Origin of the sequence: Candidatus Microthrix subdominans (assembly GCA_016719385.1) — a bacterium.
GTDB classification, from domain to species: Bacteria; Actinomycetota; Acidimicrobiia; order Acidimicrobiales; family Microtrichaceae; genus Microthrix; species Microthrix subdominans.
In genome coordinates this window covers 198,065-216,562 of record JADJZA010000009.1, presented here as the reverse complement: position 1 = coordinate 216,562, position 18,498 = coordinate 198,065, and the positions used below count along the sequence as shown (strand labels likewise).

Genomic DNA, 18,498 nt, shown 5'->3' with positions numbered 1-18,498 from the left:
CCGCCGCCCCGCCGCCGGGGGCCGGGATCCGGGCACGCCCCGATTTGGCCGGGTCACCGTGTCGACCCTGGGCGACCTCTCCGGGGTGGCGGTGGGCCACTGGACCGATGCCGAGGCTCGCACCGGGGTCACCGTCGTCATTCTTCCCGAGGGGTCGACCGCGTCGGCCGAGGTACGGGGTGGGGCACCCGCCACCCGCGAGTTCGACGTACTCGCCCCCTCCGCCACCGTTACCCGGCTCGACGCCGTCGTGCTGTCCGGCGGATCCGCCTTCGGGCTGGCGTCCGTCGACGGCGTGATGTCGACCCTCGGCGAGGCCGGCCGCGGGTTTGTCACCGCCGGGGGAGTGGTGCCGATCGTCGCCGGCATGTCGCTGTTCGACCTGACCGTCGGATCCTCACAGGTGCGTCCGGGGGCCGCCGAGGGCGCAGCCGCCGCCGCCGCTGCGGCCCTGGCGGCGCCCGGCCGCTGCCGCTGCGGCCCTGGCGTCGCTTCCTGGCGCTGCTGGCGATTCGACCGTCGGTTCGGTTGGTGCGGTTGGTGTAGGCACCGGCGCCACCGTGTCCAAGTGGCGGGGCCGGCACCACGCCGTGGCCGGTGGGCTGGTCACGGCGACCGTCGTCGAGGGTGGCTTCAGCGTGTCCGCGCTGGTGGCGGTGAATGCCTTCGGCGACGTCGTCGGGCATGGGCCGGCCGATCAACTCTGGCCCAGCCTGGTGCCGCCCGACGAGGTGGGCGCCTTCGGAGCCGACGGCACCCCCGCCCCGAACGCTGCCGACAGTGTCGGCCAAGATGCCGGCGGGGGCCGCGACAGTGCCGTTGCCGACGGCAGCGCTGCATCGTCGGCCGGGACCAACACGACGCTTGGCCTCATCGTGTGCGACACCGCCCTAACCAAGGGCGAGTGCCTACTGCTCGCTCAAGGGGCACATGACGGCTACGCCCGGGCGATCACCCCGCCGCACTGCCGGGTGGACGGCGATGCCGTGGTGGCCGCGGCCACCGGCGCCGTGCCCCTGGCAGATCCCGACGATCCCAGGCGGGTGGCCGAGGTGGAACTGCTGCGCTGGATGGCGGTGCGCGCCACCGCCGACGCGCTGGCCACCCTGGCCGACGTCGCCCCGACCGGCCCGATCCCCTGGATCGACGCTTCCAACTGACCGGTGCCCAGACCCGTTGCGGGCGACTGCCGCTCCTCAGCCCACGGTCACGGCTTGCGGCGTCAGAGGATGGACTTCGACCAGGTCGGCCGATGAGGCGGAAGTGGCTGCGTTGTGGGGCGATCAACGGTACGCCTTGGATCTGTGCGGCGCAGCGATCGCCAGGTCATCTGCACGGCGGCGAAGAAGTCCGCCCCGTTCAGCGACTCGCCAGCCAACCGACCCCAAGGCCGGGCTACCTCAGCGGGCACCGGACGCGGATCGAACGCCAGCCTGACAGCGGCGAGTGATCGCAGGGTCGCCCCGCTCCTCGACGTTCGTGTGCAACGGCGAGCCGAAGTGCCGCTCTGCGATCGAGGCAACCTGACGGCTTTGCACCCTCCGACCTCTGCTGGCGGGTCTTCGCCGATCAGACCGAGGTGTCCAGTACGGCTCACCGTTCGAAGCTGGATCGGGGACCGGGCGTCGGATGTGAAGCTCTCGTCGTCGAGTCCCTGGGTGCTGGTCCTTCCCGACCTCGCGAGGAACGGCCCAGCTGTGGCCCCAACGTCGGCGCTGCGCCGGAGAGAGATCTGCGGGCGGGCCCCGACCAGCGCACCGTGACCGTCGAGCGTTTCGCCGCCCTCGACCCGGCGAAGCACCTGGCTCACCTGGTTGCCGGAGTTCCTTCGTGGCCATGGTGCCCAGCGCCCGCCAAAGTAGCTGCGTATCGCACCCGCTTCAACCCTGCACCAGGTCTGGGGGTTGATGAGTTCGTCTCGAAGTTGGCGAAGAAACGAATCAGCTCTGGCCTCGTTGATGAGCGCTGTCAACACCATGGTGTCCGCCCGACTGGGACCTTGGCCATGCCTGCTCCGCCGCCGGTGAGCGCCTGGCGGATGCCTCGTCCGAACCTTGGCCGTGAGGCGCTGACGCTCGGGGGGACCGCGGTCCGGCCGGGCGAGCGCTGCAAGCGACGACCTCTTCGGGGGCGTGAGCCGTGACGGGCCATGGTTCCATTGGGTAGCATGTCTTCCAGCACTCAAGATAGTTGGCATTCAGCCAGGTTTATTGGGCGTCTGCCGATTGGAGGGACTTGCCGGGTGGTTGGTTCAAGCTTCGCCTCCGCGTTACCAGCTCAACGCCAGGCGAATCTCGAAGCACAAGTTCGATTTCCGAACAGGTGTCCGGCACGACGACCTTGGTCATGGTTGCTCGGTCTTGGTGCGGCCTCGTGCATGCGTCCCACTCGGCGTGGTGAGGCCTGGCGCCCTGAGGGCCCAGGCCTGACGCCTCATCGCTGGCATCGCTCTACTCCGGCGTGGTGTACGCCGCCGTGATGCCTCCATCGATGAGGAGCGACTGGCCGGTCATGAAGCTGGACTCGTCCGAGGCGAGGAACAGCGCACCGGACACGATTTCCTCCGGCTGGCCGAAGCGGCCCATCGGGATCTGCACCAGGCGCCGCTGGCGGGCGGCCTCATCGGCCATGTACTTGGCCAGCAGCGGGGTGAGCACCGGGCCGGGGCACAGGGCGTTGGCTCGAATGTTCTCGCGGGCGTGCACGACGGCGATCTCCCGGGTCATCGACAACACCGCACCCTTCGACGCCGTGTAGGCGATCTGTGGGGTGGCCGCACCCAGGTGGGCGACGAAGCTGGCCACGTTGATGATCGATCCGCCACCGGCCCGCTTCAGCGCCGGGATACCGGCGGAACAGCACTCGGCGACGCCGATCACGTTGACCTCAAGGGTGCGCTGCCACACCTCGCGCGAGGTGTTGGTGGGGCCGTCGTCATCGGCCATCGAGATGCCGGCGTTGTTGTACAGCACATTGAGCTTGCCGAAGTGCTCCTCGGCCGCGTCGACTGCGGCGTGCACCGCGTCGCCATCGGTGACGTCGCAGTACACGCCGATCGCCTGACCACCGGCGGCCTCGATGGCGGCCACCGCAGAGGTGGGATCGGCCACGTCGGCGACGACGACGGCCGCACCCTCGGCGGCAAAGCGCTCGGCGCCCACCCGACCGAGGCCTGTGGCCGCGCCGGTGATCATCGCCACCTTGCCGGCCAACCGTCCGGCCGCAACGTTGCGTCCGGGGGCCGGCTGGATGTCGTTGCTGCCTGCGTCGTTGTCTGCATCTGCGCTCATTGGCCGGGCAGCGTAGATGCTGCGCCGCACTTGGCAAGCCTGCTCCGTAATCGGCGGGCATTCTGAGCCCTGAGAGGACGGTGTGACCGCGCCGCTAGTCTCCGGCGATGGCCCCTCCCGTTCATGAACTGATCGTCGCCGGCGTGCGCCGGCCCGCCGCCGACGGCGCCACCTTCACCACCTACAACCCGGCGACCGGCAAACCGCTGGCCGAGGTGGCCCAGGCCGGCCGAGCCGACCTGGACGACGCGCTCGACGCCGCCCAGGCAGGCTTCGCCGACGGCTCCGGCGAGTGGGCCAGCACCTCGGCCACCGAGCGCGGCAAGGTGCTGGCCCGGGCCGCACAGCTGATCCGTGAACGGGCCGACGAGTTTGCCGACACCGAGGTGGCCGACGCGGGTCACACGATCAGCGACGCCCGCTGGGAGGCCGGGGCGATGGCCGAGGTGTTCGACTACTACGCCGGTGCGGCCAACAAGCACTTCGGCGACGTGATCCCCGTGCGGGACGCCGGCATGATGACGGTCAGCCGGGTGCCGATCGGGGTGTGCGCACTGGTCGTGCCGTGGAACTTTCCGTCCTACATCGCCACCTGGAAGCTGGGTCCGGCCCTGGCGGCCGGCAACTCGGTGATCCTCAAGCCCGCCTCGCTCACGCCGCTGGGTGCCCTGCTGCTCGGCAGCGTGCTCGTCGACGCCGGCGTGCCCGCCTCCTGCGTGTCGGTGCTGCCCGGGCCGGGCTCCACCCTGGGCGCGACGCTCGTCGCCGACCCCCGGGTCGACAAGGTGTCGTTCACCGGCGACACGTCGACCGGCACGTCGATCCTGACCGCCGCCGCAGCGAACATCACCCGGGTGTCGCTCGAGCTGGGTGGCAAGTCGGCGGCGGTCGTGTTCGCCGACGCCGACATCGCCGCCGCTGCAGCCGACATCCCGATCTCGGTGTTTGCCAACGCCGGCCAGGACTGCTGCGCCCGCTCGCGGGTGCTGGTGCAGCGCTCGGTGATGGACGAGTTCACCGACGCCATGGTCGAGCGCACCCGGGCGCTGCGGGTGGGCGACCCGACCGACCCCGAGACCGAGATCGGCCCGATGATCTCGGCCGGGCAACGGTCCCAGGCGGTCGACTACGTCGGCGTGGGCACCGCCGACGGGGCAACGCTGGCGATCGGCGGGCAGACCACCGACCCGGGCTACTTCATGAACCCGGCCGTGCTCACGGGCGTGACCAACGACTCCCGGGTAGGCCAGGAGGAGATCTTCGGCCCGGTGGCGGCCGTGATCGGCTTCGACGACGAGGCCGAAGCGGTGAGGCTGGCCAACGACAGCCCCTATGGGCTGTCCGGGTCGTTGTGGACCGGCGACGTCGGCCGGGCCATGCGGGTGGCGCGAGCGATCCGCACCGGCGTGCTGTCGGTCAACTCCAACTCGTCGGTCCGCTACGAGGCACCCTTCGGCGGCTTCAAGCAGTCGGGCATGGGCCGCGAGCTCGGCATGGCCGCGCTCGACCACTACACCGAATCGAAGATGGTCTTCTTCTCCGAACGCTGAGGCCGGGCCTGTCCCGCTGACGCGACGCACCGCCCCTGCGTGGCGCCGCCCTCAGCTTGCGGTGGGCGACGAACTCAGACCACAGTGATGTGGTTCTGCGAAGGCCAAGGAGCACGCCACATGAGCACTGAATCCACACCGAAGCGTCGCCCCTCGCTGCGCCGCTGCGCCGGCTGGGCCACGGTGGCGCTGTTGGCCGGCGGCGCGCTGGTGGCATGTGGGGACGAGGATCCAAACCTGGAGGATCCCGCCGCCCAGGTGGTCTACACCGGCGACAGGACCAACTCGATCGGCACGCCGAGCACGTTTGCCACCACGACGGTGGTCGTCAGCACCACCTTCTTCTTCCCCGAGAACGAACTGGGACCGGAGGAGGGCGGCACCGCCCCCGGCGACGCCACCGCCACCCCGGACCCCGCCGTTGAGGGAAACTCGCCCTAACGCCGGTGCTGCGGCACGGTTCCAACGGTGTCGAACGTCGAGCGTCAAGCGGTGGTGATGGTTGAGCGGTCATGAGCATCCAGCCGTGCTGAGGCATCTGCCGTTGCTGTCACCGGTTCCGCGGCACCAGCGCGCCCACCTGGTGGTGCCCGCAGCCTTCAGCGCCGACGAATGCGACCGAATCGTGTCGCTGTGCGAGCCGGAGCCCGCCGAGCCCGCCACCCTGGAGGGCGTCGAGCATGTCGGGACCACCCGATCGTCGTCGGTGAGCTGGCTGCCCGCCGACGAGGACACCTGGTGGATCTACGACCGCTTGGGCGAGCTGGCGGTCGACGCAAACGAGCACTGGGGCTTCGAGCTGGTCGGCTTCGAGGAGGAGCTGCAATACACCCGTTATGACGGGCCCGGCGACCACTACGCCTGGCACCGGGACGGGCTGGACGGAGAGGTGTCCACCCGCAAGCTGTCGATCGTGGTGCAGCTCACCCCGCCCGAGCACTACGAGGGTGGGGCCCTCGAGTTTCCCGACCTCGGGGATCAGCACGACCCGTTCTTCGGCGTCACCGACGGGCCGCACCGCTCGGCGGCCGCCGAGGAGTTCAGCCAACTGGGGACCGCCGTGATGTTCCCCGCCTTCGAATACCACCGGGTGACCCCGCTGAACTCCGGGCGGCGCCGCTCGCTGGTGGCCTGGGTGGCTGGACCCCCGTTCCGCTGATCGCCCCGCTCAGCCCTCCGGCTCAGCGCTTCGGCTCAGCCCTCGGCTCAATCCCGAGTCATGGCCAGCGTGACCACCCAGGCATCCACATTGTGGTCACCGGTTGCCCCCTCGGGCTGAAGCACCAGCCGGGTGCCGCCGGGCCGGAGCCCCTCGAGGCCACCGACGAACCAGCTCGCCAGGTCGTTTGAGCGCAGGTCGAGGGAGCGGGCGTTGCAGCCATTCCACATGGACCCCTCGATCGACTCGGCATCCAGATCGACCGCGTCGATCATCACCATGCCGGTGGCGCCGGCGATGAAGGGCGCCCCGCTGCCCGTCACCAGGTCGAGCGCCCCGCCCCCGGCACGGGCCGCACGGCGCAGGTCGGGCCAGGTCCACGACGGCCGGCGTCCGGCCCACAGCACCGAGATGTCGGCGCGCAGGGTGTCGTTGGGCCCGACCAACCCGTTCCCCCAGCCGGCGTTGCCGTAGGCCAGCGCCGGGGGGATGAGCATCGACCGCCGACCATCGACCGCCATGCCCTCGATGCCGGTCCGCAGGCCCACGATCAGCCGCTGATCGTCCCTGGCAACGATCAGCGGACCGTCCGCGCTGGGGGAGGGGACCGGGGTGTGATCGTCGGCCACCTCGAGGTCGACATCGAGGGCCAGGCACGTGGCCTCGTCGACGGGCGCACCGCGACCGACCACCTCCGACAACATCGTCAACGAGCCCGCAGACCTCGGGGCCCGGGAACGGTTCAAGCCGCCGGCGGCGTCGGCGGAATGGGCCGCACCGGTCTGGGGCTGAGCCTCGCTTTCCAGCGCCGAGTTGCAGCCGGTGAGCACCAGGGCCAGCACCAGTGCGCCGAGGCCGGCCATGCGCGTGGGTTGTATCCAATCGGCCCGGGAACTGCGAGCGCCAGTGGCCCGGGAGCACCGGGCAACGGGAGCCGCCATCGAACGCCGGGGACGTGGGGTCACGAAGGCAAACATTACCGGGGCCTGCCGCCGAGCGGTCCCGTGCTGTCGGCGCTCTCAGGTCGTGTGCGCCGCCACAAAGTCGACCGTGCGCTCGAAGGCCAACTTCCCATCATCAACATCGAGGTCGAACTGGTACTCATGGCCCAACTTCGGCCGGTGTGAGGCCGAGAAGAACAGGGTGTCGACGTCGACGCCGAGTTCGGTAAGACGCTTCGCCAACGGCTTGGACTGCACGTCGGTCAGGGGGTCGCCGTTCCCACCGCTGATGAAGGTGGCGGGGAAATCTCCGGTGACGTGGTTCAACGTCGACATCTGAGCGGCGGCGTCCGAACGGGCAACGTCCCGCACCCCGGTGTAGGCCCACAGCGACTCCTCGATGCCCCAGCCGATGACGCCAGGAGCGCTGCTCAGAGCGTTCAGGTCGTAGATGCCGCAGTTGAGGATGACCCCGGCGAGCTGGTTCGCTTTGAGCGAGGGGACGATGCCGAGCTCATCCGCATACGCCGGCCTGGTGATCGCCGTCGCCAACTGGCTGGTCAGCTGTGCCCCGGCCGAGTCGCCGGCCAGAACGATCGAGCCGGGCTCCACCCGGAGCCGCTCGGCATGGGCGAGCAGGTGGGCGTGGGCGTCGTTGAGCTGCCGCACCGCAGTGGGATAGGTCGCTTCGGGGCCCAAGGAGTAGTCGAGCGAGACGACCGTGTAGCCACGGGACGCCAGCAGCCGGTAGTAGCCGGAGAAGTCGGACTTGCGTCCGGAGATCCATGCGCCACCGTGGGTCCAGATCACCGTCGGCAGGGCGCCTTCCGCAGCGGCCGGGAAGTACACGTCCAGACGTGCCTGGGGGTCGTCGGCCCGGTAGGCCTCGTCGGTGATCGAATCGACGCCGTCGGGTGCGTGCCGCTCGAGCGCAGCCGTCACCTTGGCGGAGTCTCGGTTGAAGATCCACCGAATGATCCGAGTGCCGGGCCACGGGCTGAGCGTGAAGAACAGGGTGGGTGCTTCAATCGCGGCCGTGACCCCGAGCCCCCACGCCCATCGCCTCGACCTCGGGCGGGGCGATGTATCCGATGGGTGGTCGTCCGTCCCGACCACACCATCGAGCGGCTCCGCATCGTGTGGGTGCATCAGGTTCATCGTATCGGGTGCTCTGCGCCACCAACCGTTCGTCGACCGAGGGGAGGAAGGGCGCCGACGGCGCCGCAAACCGGCCTCCCTGAACGGGGCATCAGCATTCACGGGGCCCCGGCTCGGGGCTGGCAAACTGTGCAAACCCATGATCGGGCTTTCCCGATCGGATCATCCCTCGGTCGAGGGCGACCAGCGCGGAGGTGAGCGATGAGCGACGGCAACTCGGACTCCTACTTCGTGCCCGCTCCCGGCGAGGCCGGCGGCTCGCCAAAGCCTCCACCGGGCGAGGAGGCCCCCGACGCGCCATCCGGGCCCGCCGCCCCGCCGCCTCGCGCCGGCCCTGGCCAGGGCGCACGTCGTCCATCGGCAACCCCCGTCCCACCGGCACCCCCCATCCCCCCGGAAGCACCGTCGCCCCCTCGACAGGTGTACGTCCCCGACCAGCCGGCAGCGACGCCCCCGCAGCGCAGCGCCCCGGAACGGCCCTCCGCCCGCCCAGCCCCACCGCCCCGGAACGGCCCTCCGCGCCCGCCCCACCGGCGTCGCCTCGACAGGTGTACGTCCCCGAGCAACAGGCGGCCGCACCCTCCCAGGCGCCCCCCGAACGACCCTCCTCCGCAGGCCCGCCGACCACGGTCGCACCGATTGCCGCTGTGGCACCCAAGGCCCGCCGTCCCCGTCGCCCACGACGCAGCCGCCCACGTTTTCGGTTCCCCAAAAAGCGCTGGCTGATCGTGGCCATCCCGCTGCTGCTGATCCTCGGCTTCGTCGGCTACCTGTACAGCCTCTTCGCCGGCATCGACCGTATCGACCTCACCGGCACGTTGACCCCGCAGGCCGGGCAGGGGGTCAACTACCTGATCGCCGGGTCCGACAAGCGCGCCGATGGCTCGGTGAGCGGCGAACGGGCCGACACCCTCATCGTGATGCGGGTCAGCGACGGCGTGCCCAAGATGGTGTCGATCCCCCGGGACCTGTGGGTGCCGATCGCCGGCACCGACGGGTCGGCGAAGGTCAACGCCGCCTACAACGGCGGCCCCCAGCGGCTGGTCGCCACCGTGCAGGACGCCCTCGACATCCCGATTCATCACTACGTCGAGGTGGACTTCGTCACCTTCGGCTCGCTGGTCGACGCCGTCGGTGGCGTCGAGATCGACTTCCCCAACCCGGTGTTCGACCCGGGCAGCGGCCTGTCGGTCGAGCAGGCCGGACCGACGACGCTCGACGGCGAACAGGCGCTGGCCTACGTGCGCTCGCGGCAGTACACCGAGGTGATCGACGGGCAGCCCCAGAAGGATCCGACCGCCGACATGGGTCGCCAGCTACGCCAGCAGAACTTCATGAAGGCCGTGATGGGCAAGGTGGGGGCCACCCGCAACCCGATCGGGCTGACCAGGGTGGCCCGGGCCTTGGGCAAGGACCTGAAGATCGACGACGACCTCACCGCCTTTGGCGCACTGGGGTTGGCCCGGGGGTTGGCGGGCACCAGCCCGGAATCGCTGGTGCTGCCGACCGAGCCCGGGCGTGAAGGCGCCCAGCAGGTGCTGTACGTGAAGCGCGAGGCGGCGGTGCCGATCCTCGATCAGTTCCGCTAGGCACGACGCCCCTCTCCCCCCCCCCCCCCCCCCCCCTCCCCCTCTTTTCCCCCCCCCCCCCCCGCCCCCTTTTCCCCCCGCTGTTCCCCCCCCGCGGGCCCCCCCCCCCCCGGGCTCCCCCGCGGGCAACACACTGCGCCACCGCATGCCGCTCAGGGTCCCCTTCCGCTGATTCCGAGATCTGCTCCGACCCGAGCCCCCCCCCCCCCCCCCCCCCCCCCCCCCCCCCCCCCCCCAGCTGCCAATCGGGCGTGACGCACTGGCCCTGGCGGCAGCCGTGGCAATAGCCGCTGCGTCCGGAAGGAGCAGCGGCCGTTCCCCGTGTGCCTCAGGGAAGCAGGAGCCGCTGCGCCTCGGTGAGCCGAGTGGCGACCACGCGACGCAAGCCCTCAGCACAGGCGTCCATGTCGCTGGTGAGGTGCTCGTGCAAAAACCGCACGGTGATCACGCCCACCTGGGCGGCAGCGAAATCGCGGTCCCGATCCCGTTTCATGGCGGCCTGACGCGCATGCCACCTGCGCCCGTCCACCTCGGTGATCATGGCGGCATAGTCGGCATAGGCATCGACCATGCCCTCGATCGCGCCGAGGCTGGGGAGCGGGTGCTGCCGAACGAAATGCTCGATGCCGGCTCGTCGCAAGAGCTCGCCGAGCAGCTGTTCGAGCACCGACTGGGCCAGGTCCTCCCCGCCGGTGTGTTCGTCGAGAAGGTTGCAGAGCAATCCGCTGCCCGGCCGGCGGGAACCGCCGTTTCGAAGCAGCGCCTCACCCACCTGGGTGTAGGAGGCATGGCGGTTGAAGTGGGCTCCCTCCAGAACGGCGCCGAGGCGGGCGCGGCGGTACTGGCCGGCAAGATCGACGATCGTCCGAGCCGGGTTCGTCACCATGAGACCGCTCTGCGACGCCTGGTCGACGGGGTCCAGATGCCGGCTCCGGTGAATGATGACGCCTGCCGGCGTCCGCACGGTCCGCTCGTGGGGCACCGTCACGGTCGGGGGACAGGGCTCCACCGCCTCGAGCCTCCACAGGTATCCAGCCGAGCCGTGCGACGCCACCGACCCGGGGCCCGCAAACAGGTGAGCCGCCCAGAGGCCTTGAAGCCCAGTGACCGGGGCGCCGGGCACTCGGTAGATGCCTCGGTGCAGGCGGATCAGGCGGCCCCGTTCGACCGTGCGGCGCACCATGGTGGCCCCAATCTCGGCGTCGAGGAGCTGTTGGCGGGACATGGTGCCCGCCTGGCGTTCGCCCAGCTCGGCCATTACCTCGTCGATGCGCGCCATGCGGGCACGGTACGAGCGAGAGCCAGGTCTGTCGCCGGGGAGCGCGACCCGCTCCGGCCGACCTACCGGGTCGAGCCAGTGACCCGAAACCCACCCGGACCCCACTTTCGCCGATCTTGGGTGGACGTTGAGCCAACAGGTGGCACAAAGTCCACCCAAGATCGCCGCTCGGCCGGTCGGGTGGCGCTGACCCGGTGGGCGGGGGCGAGCTCCGTGGGCGCCTACGCTGTGGGGGAGGCGGGCCGACGGTGCCTGCCCAGGAAAGGCGAGCCCCCATGGCCGATTGCCCGAACCCGGACGGATCCAGCGCACGCAGGACCAAGTTCGATGCCCCGCCACCGATGTGCATCGACGTCGAGAAGGCCTACCACGCCGAGATCGTCACCTCGAAGGGCACGATGTTCGTGCAGCTGCTTCCCAAGCGTGCGCCCAAGACGGTGAACAACTTCGTATTCCTCGCCCGCTACCACTACTTCGACGGCATCATCTTCCACCGGATCATCAAGGACTTCGTGATCCAGGGTGGCGACCCCGAAGGCACCGGCCGCGGTGGCCCCGGCTACCGCTTCCCCGACGAGCTACCCAAGCCCGGCGAGTACCAGCTGGGTTCGCTGGTGATGGCCAACGCCGGCCCCGACACCAACGGCAGCCAGTTCTTCGTCGTGTCCGGCCCTGCCGGCATCAACCTGCCGCCCAACTATGCACTGTTTGGCAAGGTGCTCGATGGGCTGGACGTGCTCGCCGAGATTCAGTCGGTCGAGACCGGCCGCGGCGATCGCCCCAAGACCGACGTCGTGATCGAATCGGTCACGATCACCGAGGGCTGACGCGCCCAGCGCACCCCTCCCACAGCACACGAAACGAACCCGGGGTGGCCCGCCGCCCCGGGTTCGTTGCTGTTCGGCCGCCCTGAGTACCGTGCCGTCATGACCTCCCTGTCCCCCCGCAGGCTCGGCCCCCGTCCCCTGCTGATCGCCGGTGCGGCAGCGGCTTCGGCGTTCGTCGCCGCACGCGCACTGCGCGCCAAGCAGCGGGACACGGACGCCTCAGCGCAGCAACCCACGCCCACATCGAAGAAGTTCTCGTCGTCGCTGGCCCGCAACGCCGGCCTGGCCCGGGTGGGCGCAACCGGCGGAGCCCACATGGCGGTGGCCAGGGTGCGCTCGATCGGCGCCGACGAGGAACGCACCGCCGAGCTGCGCGCCGGCGCCGAGCTGCGCACCGCCGAGGCGGTGGCCGAGACCCTGGGAAACATGAAGGGCGCCCTGATGAAGCTGGGCCAGATGGCCAGCTACCTGGAAGCGGGCCTGCCCGAACCGATGCGCGAGGCGCTGGTGCAACTGCAGGCCGACGCCCCACCGATGGCGCCCGAGCTGGCCGCCGAGGTGATCGCCACCGAGCTGGGAGCACCGCCCGAGCAGGTGTTTGCCGCCTGGGAGCCCCGCCCTATCGCCGCGGCGAGCATCGGCCAGGTGCACCGGGCCACCACCAAGGCCGGCGTCGACGTGGCGGTCAAGGTGCAGTACCCGGGTGTCGACGACGCCATCCGCCACGACCTGCAGACCTCCAACGTCGTGTTCTCCGCCTTGGGCATGATGTTTCCCGGCATGGACCCCAAGCCGATCGTCGCCGAGCTGCGCGAGCGCCTGGGGGAGGAGCTCGACTACGTCAACGAGGCCGCCAACCAGCAGCGCTTCGCCGACTACTTCGAAGGCCACCCGGCGATCCACGTGCCCCGGGTGATCGAGGAGTACTCCACCGCCCGGGTGCTCACCAGCGAATACGTCGTCGGCGACCGTTGGCCGGCGCTGCTCGAGGCCTCCCAGGAAGAGCGGAACTTGGCCGGTGAGGCCATCTTCCGCTACGTGTTCAGCTCGATCTACGGGCTGGGAACCTTCAACGGCGATCCCCACCCCGGCAACTACCTGGTGCAGGGGCCTGGACGCCTGTCGTTCCTCGACTACGGCCTGGTGAAGCACTTCGACACCGAGACCGTCGCCGACTTTGAATCGCTGATCGTGGCGATGGTGCTCCAACGCGATCCCGACAAGTTCCGCGCCGAGGTGGAACGCATTGGCCTGTTGCCGGCGGGCGCCCCGTTCTCCACCGAGGACGTCGTCGGCTACTTCGGCCACTTCTACGACCACATCATGGAGGATCGGGAGGTGACGATCGAGCCCGAGTGGTCCGAGGAGGCGGTTCGCCGCTACTTCGACCTGAGCGGGCCGTACGCCTCGATCATGAAGATGGCCAACCTGCCCGGCGACTGGGTGATCGTCCAGCGGATCAACCTGGGGCTGTACGCGCTGCTCGGCGAGCTGCGGGCGACCGCCAACTGGCGCCGCATCTCCGAGGAGCTGTGGCCGAGCGTGCTCGGCCCGCCGTCGACGCCGATGGGCGAGGCGATCGCCGCGTGGGAGGTGGCCAGCGGGAAGACGAGAGGTCCGAAAGCGACCAGCCCGGACCTCGGCCTACCGGAGCCTGGCCGTCCGGCGCCCAGCCGTCCCGGCCCCAGTCACCCGGGCGTCAGCCGTCGGGGGCAGTCGGCGGGCTGAGTTCGGCTGCGGCGGTCCGCAGGTGGTGCGCCACCAGCTCGGCGACGGCCGTGTGATCGGGCAGATCCGGGCGGGGAGGGGTGCTCCAGGGTTCCATCGAGATCCAGACCTCGGTGCCGCTGCTGCCGTCCGGTGTCAGCGCGGCCCGGCCCTGGAGCGACATGATCAGCGTGACCGTCGGGCCGTCGACGAACTCGACCAGCGCCTCGACCAGGCCCGACGACGGGTCGAGGAAGGTGACGTCGCCCACCCGATGAGCGGCGTCGACCAACCACAGCATGGTCTCCTCCCACGGGGCGGCCACCAGGACGCTGCCGTCCGATGCCCACGCTGCTGCTCTGCCCGCAGAAACGTCGGCATTGGGATCCGGCTCGGCCTCGGCAGGCCTGGGCGGGGTGGGAGCGTCGGCGCTGTTCCGGCGAGGCGTGGTGCCCCGCGGCGGCCCGGCGCGCTCATCGCTCCCGGAACGCTTTGCCCGACGTCGGGATCTGGAAGCGGCGGGTAACGCGCTGAGCACCGCCCAGGCGTTGATCAGGCGCACCGCCCGGGCAGAGGTGTCCTGGCCTGGGTTGACGTCGGGGTGGTGGCGACCGATCTGGGCCCGAAACGCGGCCCGGATCTCCTCGGGGCTCGCTGTGGCATCCACCCCGAGGGCGGCGCGCGCCTCGGCGGGGGTCATCGCCGGTGTCATCGTGTGCACGCCTCGGTCACACCGGCACGGTAGCGACTCCCGGTGTTGCGGGGCGATCGGACGCACTGGGGTGCCGAGCGCACGCTCCAGTACCCTCCATCGGTCCACTCACAGCATGCACCCCTACCCCCACCCAACGTCGAGGCGGCGATGAAACGATTCGAGGAACTGTTCGAGGAGCTCGGCGCCAAGGTGGCCGCCGGCGACCCGACGTCGGGCACGGTGGCGGCGGTTCGGGCCGGCCCCCACGAGGTTGGAAAGAAGCTGGTGGAGGAGGCGGCCGAGGTATGGATGGCCGCCGAACACGAGGGCCGGGAACGCACGGCCGAGGAGATCTCTCAGTTGCTGTACCACATTCAGGTGATGATGCTGGCGTGCGACCTCAGCCTGGAGGACGTCTATGCCCACCTCTGAGCAGGCCACCTCCGATCGGCACACCGGCGGGCAAGCCACCGCCGATCGCCACGGCGCCGGCCAAGCCACCACCGACCCCATGAGCCGGCCCCCGATGGTGAAGGTGGCGCTGCCCAACAAGGGCGCCCTCGCCGAGGAGGCCGCCGCGCTGATGGAGGAGGCCGGCTACCGCATCGGCCGTACCGGCAAGGCGCTGCGGGTCATCGACCGTGCCGAGTCGGTCGAGTTCCTGTTCCTGCGCCCGCGCGACATCGCCATCTACGTCGGCAGCGGGGTGATCGACCTGGGCATCACCGGGCGCGACCTGACCACCGACAGCGGAGCGCCGGTCGACGAGGTGCTCGGCCTGGGCTTCGGCCAGGCCGAGTTTCGCCTGGCCGCCCCCGCTGGCTCCGGGTTCGCGCTGCGCGACGGATGCCGCATCGCCACCTCCTACGACGGCCTGCTCGGCCGCTACCTGGCCGAGCGAGGCGTCGACGCCGAAGTGATCCACCTGGACGGCGCCGTCGAACTGGCGCCCAGCCTGGGCGTGGCCGACGCCGTCGCCGACGTGGTGCAGTCCGGCCGCACCTTGGCCGAGGCCGGCCTGGAGGTGGTCGGTGAGCAGCTGCTGGCCTCCGAGGCCGTGCTGATCGCCCGCAGCGGCCGCCAGCTCGATGCCGCCGACCGGGTGATGATCGAACGGGTGCGGGGCGTCGTGGTGGCCGCCAGCTACCTGATGGTCGAATACGACCTTCCCGAGCATCTGGTGGCCCAGGCCACCGCCGTCGCCCCCGGCATGGAGGGCCTGACCGTGGCCCCTCTCGCCCGGGAAGGCTGGGTGGCGATCCGGGTGATGGTGGCGAAAGCCGATGCCAACCGGGTGATGGACGAGTTGGCCGCCCTCGGGGCCAAAGCGATCTTGGCGAGTGATCTGCGGACGTGTCGGTTGTAGTTGGTCCGGGCGCGCCAGTGGGGAGGGGCTCGACTCACACGAACCAGGCGGTGAGCAGCTTGGCCAGCGGCTCGACGTCGGCCACCGCCATCAGCTCGCGGGCCGAGTGCATCGACAGCTGCGGCGCACCCAGGTCGACGACCCCCACCCCGAGCGAGGCGGCCAGCGTGGGCCCGATCGTCGAACCGCACGGCAGATCACCCCGATGCGAGTAGGTCTGTAGTGCCACCCCGGCCCGCTCGGCGGCCAGGCGGGCGTGGGCGATCGTCCGGGCGTCGGATGCGTAGCGCTGGTTGGAGTTGACCTTCAGCGCCGGGCCGCCACCCGGGGCGATCGGGTGCCCCGGCTCGTGGCGATCCGGATAGTTGGGATGGGTGGCGTGGGCCATGTCGACCGAGGCGATCATCGAGGTTGCCAGCGCCCGCTGGATCGCCCGGTCGTCGCCACCGGCGGCCCGGATCGAGCCTTCGAGCAACCGCACGATGAGCGCCGAGGCGGCGCCCACGCCGCTGGTCGAGCCCACCTCCTCGTGGTCGGCGAGCACGAGTACTGGCACGATCGGGTGCTCCAGATCGGCCGGGTCCCGCCCGGCGGCCTCGATGAGCGCCGTCGTGCCGGCCCAGGACGAGCACAGGTTGTCCAGGCGGGGCGCCGCCAGCAGTTCGTCGGCCTGACCCAGCCGAGCGGGCGGGGTGAGGTCGTGGGTCATCAGGTCCCACGACAACACGTCGTCGCCGTCGACGCCGAGCTCGCCGGCGATCCAGGCCCGGAACTCGCCGGGACTGGAGTGGCCGATGCCCCACACCGGCGTCAGGTGCTGTTGCTTGTTGAGCTGCAGCCCATCGCCCGAGATGTCCCGGTCGAGGTGGATCGCCAGCTGCGGCACCCGCAGCAGCGGTCGGTCCCAACGGACGTGACGAAGCTGGACGGCAGGGCGGCGCTCGGGGCGGGCGGAGCGACCGACCCCGGCATCGTCCGCCCCAACGGACGCTTCGGTCCTCTCGGCGATGCCATCGCCGGAATGCGGTGCGCGTAGCGCCACCCGGCCGGACAGGCCCAGGTCGCGATCGAGCCAGCTGTTCAGAAGCGCCCCGCCGTAGACCTCCACGCCCAGCTGGCGCCACCCGGCCACCGAGCGGTCCGGCTGGGGGCGGACCCGCAGGTTGGGGCTGTCGGTGTGGGCACCGACCACCCGCAACGGTGCGTCGGCGGGTTGGCCCCGGCGGCACCAGGCGACGACCAGCCCCTCGCTGCGGACGACGACCGGGCCGTCGCCGGGCAGATCGTCACCGGGGGAGCGCTCGTCGAAGCCGGCCTCGGCCAGACGGCGGGTGACCTCGTCGGCTGCGTGGTACGGCGATGGCGACGCGGCGATCAGGTCGCACAGGTCGTCGGTCGGGTCGACCGGGCGCCCCGAGACCCGATCGGGGAGCTGTCCGGACCCATGATCGTCGAGGCGCTGGTCCGCTTCGCCGGCGCGCCGCTGCGGGGAGGCCACCGGATCAGCCCGCCGGGGTGGGCTGGGCGGTCGCCGCATCGGTCAGGCCGGTGCAACCCCGCAGCTCGTTCCAGCTGGCCAGCAGGTTCTGGGCCTCCTGGCCTTCGGCGGGGATCGGCTGGTTGGCGCCGTTGATGCGGGCGGGTACCCACTCGTAGCCGTCGATGCGCCGCCCGGTGGCGGTGACCTTCAGCACGCCCGAGCGGCTGCCCAGCTCGGAGTTGGCCCGGAACAGGAAGTTGCCTAGGCCGTAGCCGACGAACGCCGCCCCGGAATAGCCGGCGGACAGCACGCGGTGCTGGTGGCCACCGACGACGATGTCGGCCCCGGCGTCGATCAGCTGCGGGGTGAGGGTCGTCTGGGCCTCGTTGGGACAGGTTTCGGTCTCGGTGCCCCAGTGGAGGAAAACGATCAGGGTGTCCACCTTGGCGCGGGTGGCCTCGACGGTCTCGACCATCTTGTCCACCCGTTTGGCCGACGCCAGCCCGGCGTGATCGGAGGTGGCCGTCCAGCTGTTGATGAACGAGCCGTCGAGCACCTGGGTGGCGCTGATCACGCCGATGCGCTGGCCGTTCACCTCGGCGATGTGCGGCGCATAGGCCTCGTCCTCGTTGGCGCCCATGCCGATGATCGGCAGGTCGGTCTCGTCGCGCACCTGCAGCGACTCGGCGAAACCGGCCTCGCCGTAGTCCATGCCGTGGTTGTTGGCCATCGAGACCACGTCGATGCCCGCGGCGGCGATGGCCGTCAACGCCTCGGGCCCGGTCGAGAAGGTGAACTGCTTGCCCACCGGCGAGCCGCCACCCTTGGTGACGGCCGTCTCCAGGTTGGCGATGGTGAGGTCGGCGTCGGACAGGATGTTGCTGACCGGGCCGAAGACCGAGTTGGGGTCCGCATCGAGCCGGGAGGCGGTCGCCCCCTCGAAGTTCATGTCGCCGGCGAAGGCGATGGTCACCGGCTTGCCGTCGCCCAACACGGGGTCGCGGCCGTCGTCGGCCTCGGTGGTGGTCGCCTCGGCAGCGCCATCACCCTCGGCCGGGGCCGGGGCCTGAGCCTCCTCGCCGGCCTTGGGGGCGTCGGCCCCGTCCGAGGCCGCCTTTGCGGCGGGAGCACGGGTGGCGACGTCGGCCGACGTCGTCCCGCCGCAGGCGCCGAGCGCCAGGGCGGAGAAGACGGTGAGGACGAGGGCCACGCAAGGGCTGCGAAGGGGCCGGGAGGGCCCGGTGCGAGCGATCGACATGCCCGAACTCTACCGACTGGCCCGATGACGGACGCGCCGGCGAACTCCACCGACTGGCCCGATGACGGACGCGGCGGGGAAACCCGCAGACTTGCCCGACGGCGGACGCGTCGGGGAAACCCGCAGACTTGCTGGACGACGGACGCGTCGGGGAACGCTGCCGAGTGAGCCGACCTGGGACGGGTCGGCCAAATCCCTGG

The 18,498-nt window shown here is 70.8% G+C and carries 15 protein-coding genes and 1 pseudogene; 9 read left to right on the top strand and 7 right to left on the bottom strand.

The features are described 5' to 3' along the window. The first annotated feature begins 67 nt into the window (after positions 1 to 67). A pseudogene (locus tag IPN02_17440) lies at positions 68 to 1,160 on the top strand (P1 family peptidase). A gap of 1,290 nt (positions 1,161 to 2,450) precedes the next feature. Here the strand turns inward: IPN02_17440 and IPN02_17435 are convergent. Further along, positions 2,451 to 3,251, bottom strand: coding sequence for an SDR family oxidoreductase (locus IPN02_17435; GenBank protein ID MBK9298570.1), 801 nt, complete (start codon positions 3,249 to 3,251; stop codon positions 2,451 to 2,453). Between the two features lie 146 nt (positions 3,252 to 3,397). Between IPN02_17435 and IPN02_17430 the strand changes: the two genes are divergently transcribed. The 3 genes from IPN02_17430 (at position 3,398) to IPN02_17420 (ending at position 5,999) form a co-directional block, all read left to right on the top strand. Further along, entirely contained in the window at positions 3,398 to 4,840 is a 1,443-nt protein-coding gene (locus tag IPN02_17430; GenBank protein ID MBK9298569.1) for an aldehyde dehydrogenase, read from the top strand. A gap of 120 nt (positions 4,841 to 4,960) precedes the next feature. Further along, a complete protein-coding gene (locus IPN02_17425) occupies positions 4,961 to 5,281 on the top strand; it encodes a hypothetical protein (GenBank protein MBK9298568.1) in 321 nt (106 codons plus the stop codon). Between the two features lie 85 nt (positions 5,282 to 5,366). Continuing rightward, complete coding sequence (locus tag IPN02_17420) at positions 5,367 to 5,999, top strand: 2OG-Fe(II) oxygenase (GenBank protein ID MBK9298567.1); 633 nt, start codon at positions 5,367 to 5,369, stop codon at positions 5,997 to 5,999. Positions 6,000 to 6,046: 47 nt separating this feature from the next. On the opposite strand, the gene IPN02_17415 is transcribed toward IPN02_17420, so the two are convergent. Beyond that, positions 6,047 to 6,862 (bottom strand): FKBP-type peptidyl-prolyl cis-trans isomerase, encoded by an 816-nt coding sequence (locus tag IPN02_17415; protein ID MBK9298566.1) that lies wholly within the window; start codon positions 6,860 to 6,862, stop codon positions 6,047 to 6,049. Positions 6,863 to 7,018: 156 nt separating this feature from the next. Next, positions 7,019 to 8,089 (bottom strand): alpha/beta hydrolase, encoded by a 1,071-nt coding sequence (locus IPN02_17410; GenBank protein ID MBK9298565.1) that lies wholly within the window; start codon positions 8,087 to 8,089, stop codon positions 7,019 to 7,021. A 557-nt stretch (positions 8,090 to 8,646) separates the two neighbouring features. Here IPN02_17410 and IPN02_17405 point away from each other — a divergent pair. After that, complete coding sequence (locus IPN02_17405) at positions 8,647 to 9,687, top strand: LCP family protein (protein MBK9298564.1); 1,041 nt, start codon at positions 8,647 to 8,649, stop codon at positions 9,685 to 9,687. A gap of 328 nt (positions 9,688 to 10,015) precedes the next feature. On the opposite strand, the gene IPN02_17400 is transcribed toward IPN02_17405, so the two are convergent. Further along, complete coding sequence (locus tag IPN02_17400; protein MBK9298563.1) at positions 10,016 to 10,966, bottom strand: type IV toxin-antitoxin system AbiEi family antitoxin domain-containing protein; 951 nt, start codon at positions 10,964 to 10,966, stop codon at positions 10,016 to 10,018. Between the two features lie 275 nt (positions 10,967 to 11,241). Here IPN02_17400 and IPN02_17395 point away from each other — a divergent pair, with 275 nt between their 5' ends. After that, entirely contained in the window at positions 11,242 to 11,793 is a 552-nt protein-coding gene (locus IPN02_17395; GenBank protein MBK9298562.1) for a peptidylprolyl isomerase, read from the top strand. Positions 11,794 to 11,892: 99 nt separating this feature from the next. Then, positions 11,893 to 13,521 (top strand): AarF/ABC1/UbiB kinase family protein, encoded by a 1,629-nt coding sequence (locus IPN02_17390; protein MBK9298561.1) that lies wholly within the window; start codon positions 11,893 to 11,895, stop codon positions 13,519 to 13,521. On the opposite strand, the gene IPN02_17385 is transcribed toward IPN02_17390, so the two are convergent. After that, positions 13,493 to 14,200, bottom strand: coding sequence for a DnaJ domain-containing protein (locus IPN02_17385; protein ID MBK9298560.1), 708 nt, complete (start codon positions 14,198 to 14,200; stop codon positions 13,493 to 13,495). The two genes, IPN02_17390 and IPN02_17385, sit on opposite strands and share 29 nt — an antisense overlap. Before the next feature lie 162 nt (positions 14,201 to 14,362). Between IPN02_17385 and IPN02_17380 the strand changes: the two genes are divergently transcribed. Next, a complete protein-coding gene (locus tag IPN02_17380) occupies positions 14,363 to 14,626 on the top strand; it encodes a phosphoribosyl-ATP diphosphatase (protein ID MBK9298559.1) in 264 nt (87 codons plus the stop codon). 94 nt (positions 14,627 to 14,720) lie between these two features. Further along, the gene (locus tag IPN02_17375; GenBank protein MBK9298558.1) at positions 14,721 to 15,560 is read left to right on the top strand and encodes an ATP phosphoribosyltransferase; all 840 of its coding nucleotides are present in this window, start codon (positions 14,721 to 14,723) and stop codon (positions 15,558 to 15,560) included. Between the two features lie 34 nt (positions 15,561 to 15,594). On the opposite strand, the gene IPN02_17370 is transcribed toward IPN02_17375, so the two are convergent. Both IPN02_17370 and IPN02_17365 read right to left on the bottom strand, forming a co-directional pair. Beyond that, positions 15,595 to 17,097, bottom strand: a complete 1,503-nt coding sequence (locus IPN02_17370) for a M18 family aminopeptidase (GenBank protein ID MBK9298557.1) — start codon at positions 17,095 to 17,097, stop codon at positions 15,595 to 15,597. Beyond that, complete coding sequence (locus IPN02_17365) at positions 17,063 to 18,298, bottom strand: CapA family protein (protein ID MBK9298556.1); 1,236 nt, start codon at positions 18,296 to 18,298, stop codon at positions 17,063 to 17,065. Before IPN02_17365 ends, IPN02_17370 begins: the two co-directional genes overlap by 35 nt. Positions 18,299 to 18,498: the final 200 nt, after the last annotated feature.

Coding starts and splice junctions, on each gene's coding strand:
- IPN02_17430 (MBK9298569.1), top strand. CDS start 3,398: ATGGCCCCTCCCGTTCATGAACTGATCGTCGCCGGCGTGCGCCGGCCC.
- IPN02_17425 (MBK9298568.1), top strand. CDS start 4,961: ATGAGCACTGAATCCACACCGAAGCGTCGCCCCTCGCTGCGCCGCTGC.
- IPN02_17415 (MBK9298566.1), bottom strand. CDS start 6,862: ATGGCCGGCCTCGGCGCACTGGTGCTGGCCCTGGTGCTCACCGGCTGC.
- IPN02_17410 (MBK9298565.1), bottom strand. CDS start 8,089: ATGCACCCACACGATGCGGAGCCGCTCGATGGTGTGGTCGGGACGGAC.
- IPN02_17400 (MBK9298563.1), bottom strand. CDS start 10,966: ATGGCGCGCATCGACGAGGTAATGGCCGAGCTGGGCGAACGCCAGGCG.
- IPN02_17395 (MBK9298562.1), top strand. CDS start 11,242: ATGGCCGATTGCCCGAACCCGGACGGATCCAGCGCACGCAGGACCAAG.
- IPN02_17390 (MBK9298561.1), top strand. CDS start 11,893: ATGACCTCCCTGTCCCCCCGCAGGCTCGGCCCCCGTCCCCTGCTGATC.
- IPN02_17385 (MBK9298560.1), bottom strand. CDS start 14,200: ATGACCCCCGCCGAGGCGCGCGCCGCCCTCGGGGTGGATGCCACAGCG.
- IPN02_17380 (MBK9298559.1), top strand. CDS start 14,363: ATGAAACGATTCGAGGAACTGTTCGAGGAGCTCGGCGCCAAGGTGGCC.
- IPN02_17375 (MBK9298558.1), top strand. CDS start 14,721: ATGGTGAAGGTGGCGCTGCCCAACAAGGGCGCCCTCGCCGAGGAGGCC.
- IPN02_17370 (MBK9298557.1), bottom strand. CDS start 17,097: ATGCGGCGACCGCCCAGCCCACCCCGGCGGGCTGATCCGGTGGCCTCC.
- IPN02_17365 (MBK9298556.1), bottom strand. CDS start 18,298: ATGTCGATCGCTCGCACCGGGCCCTCCCGGCCCCTTCGCAGCCCTTGC.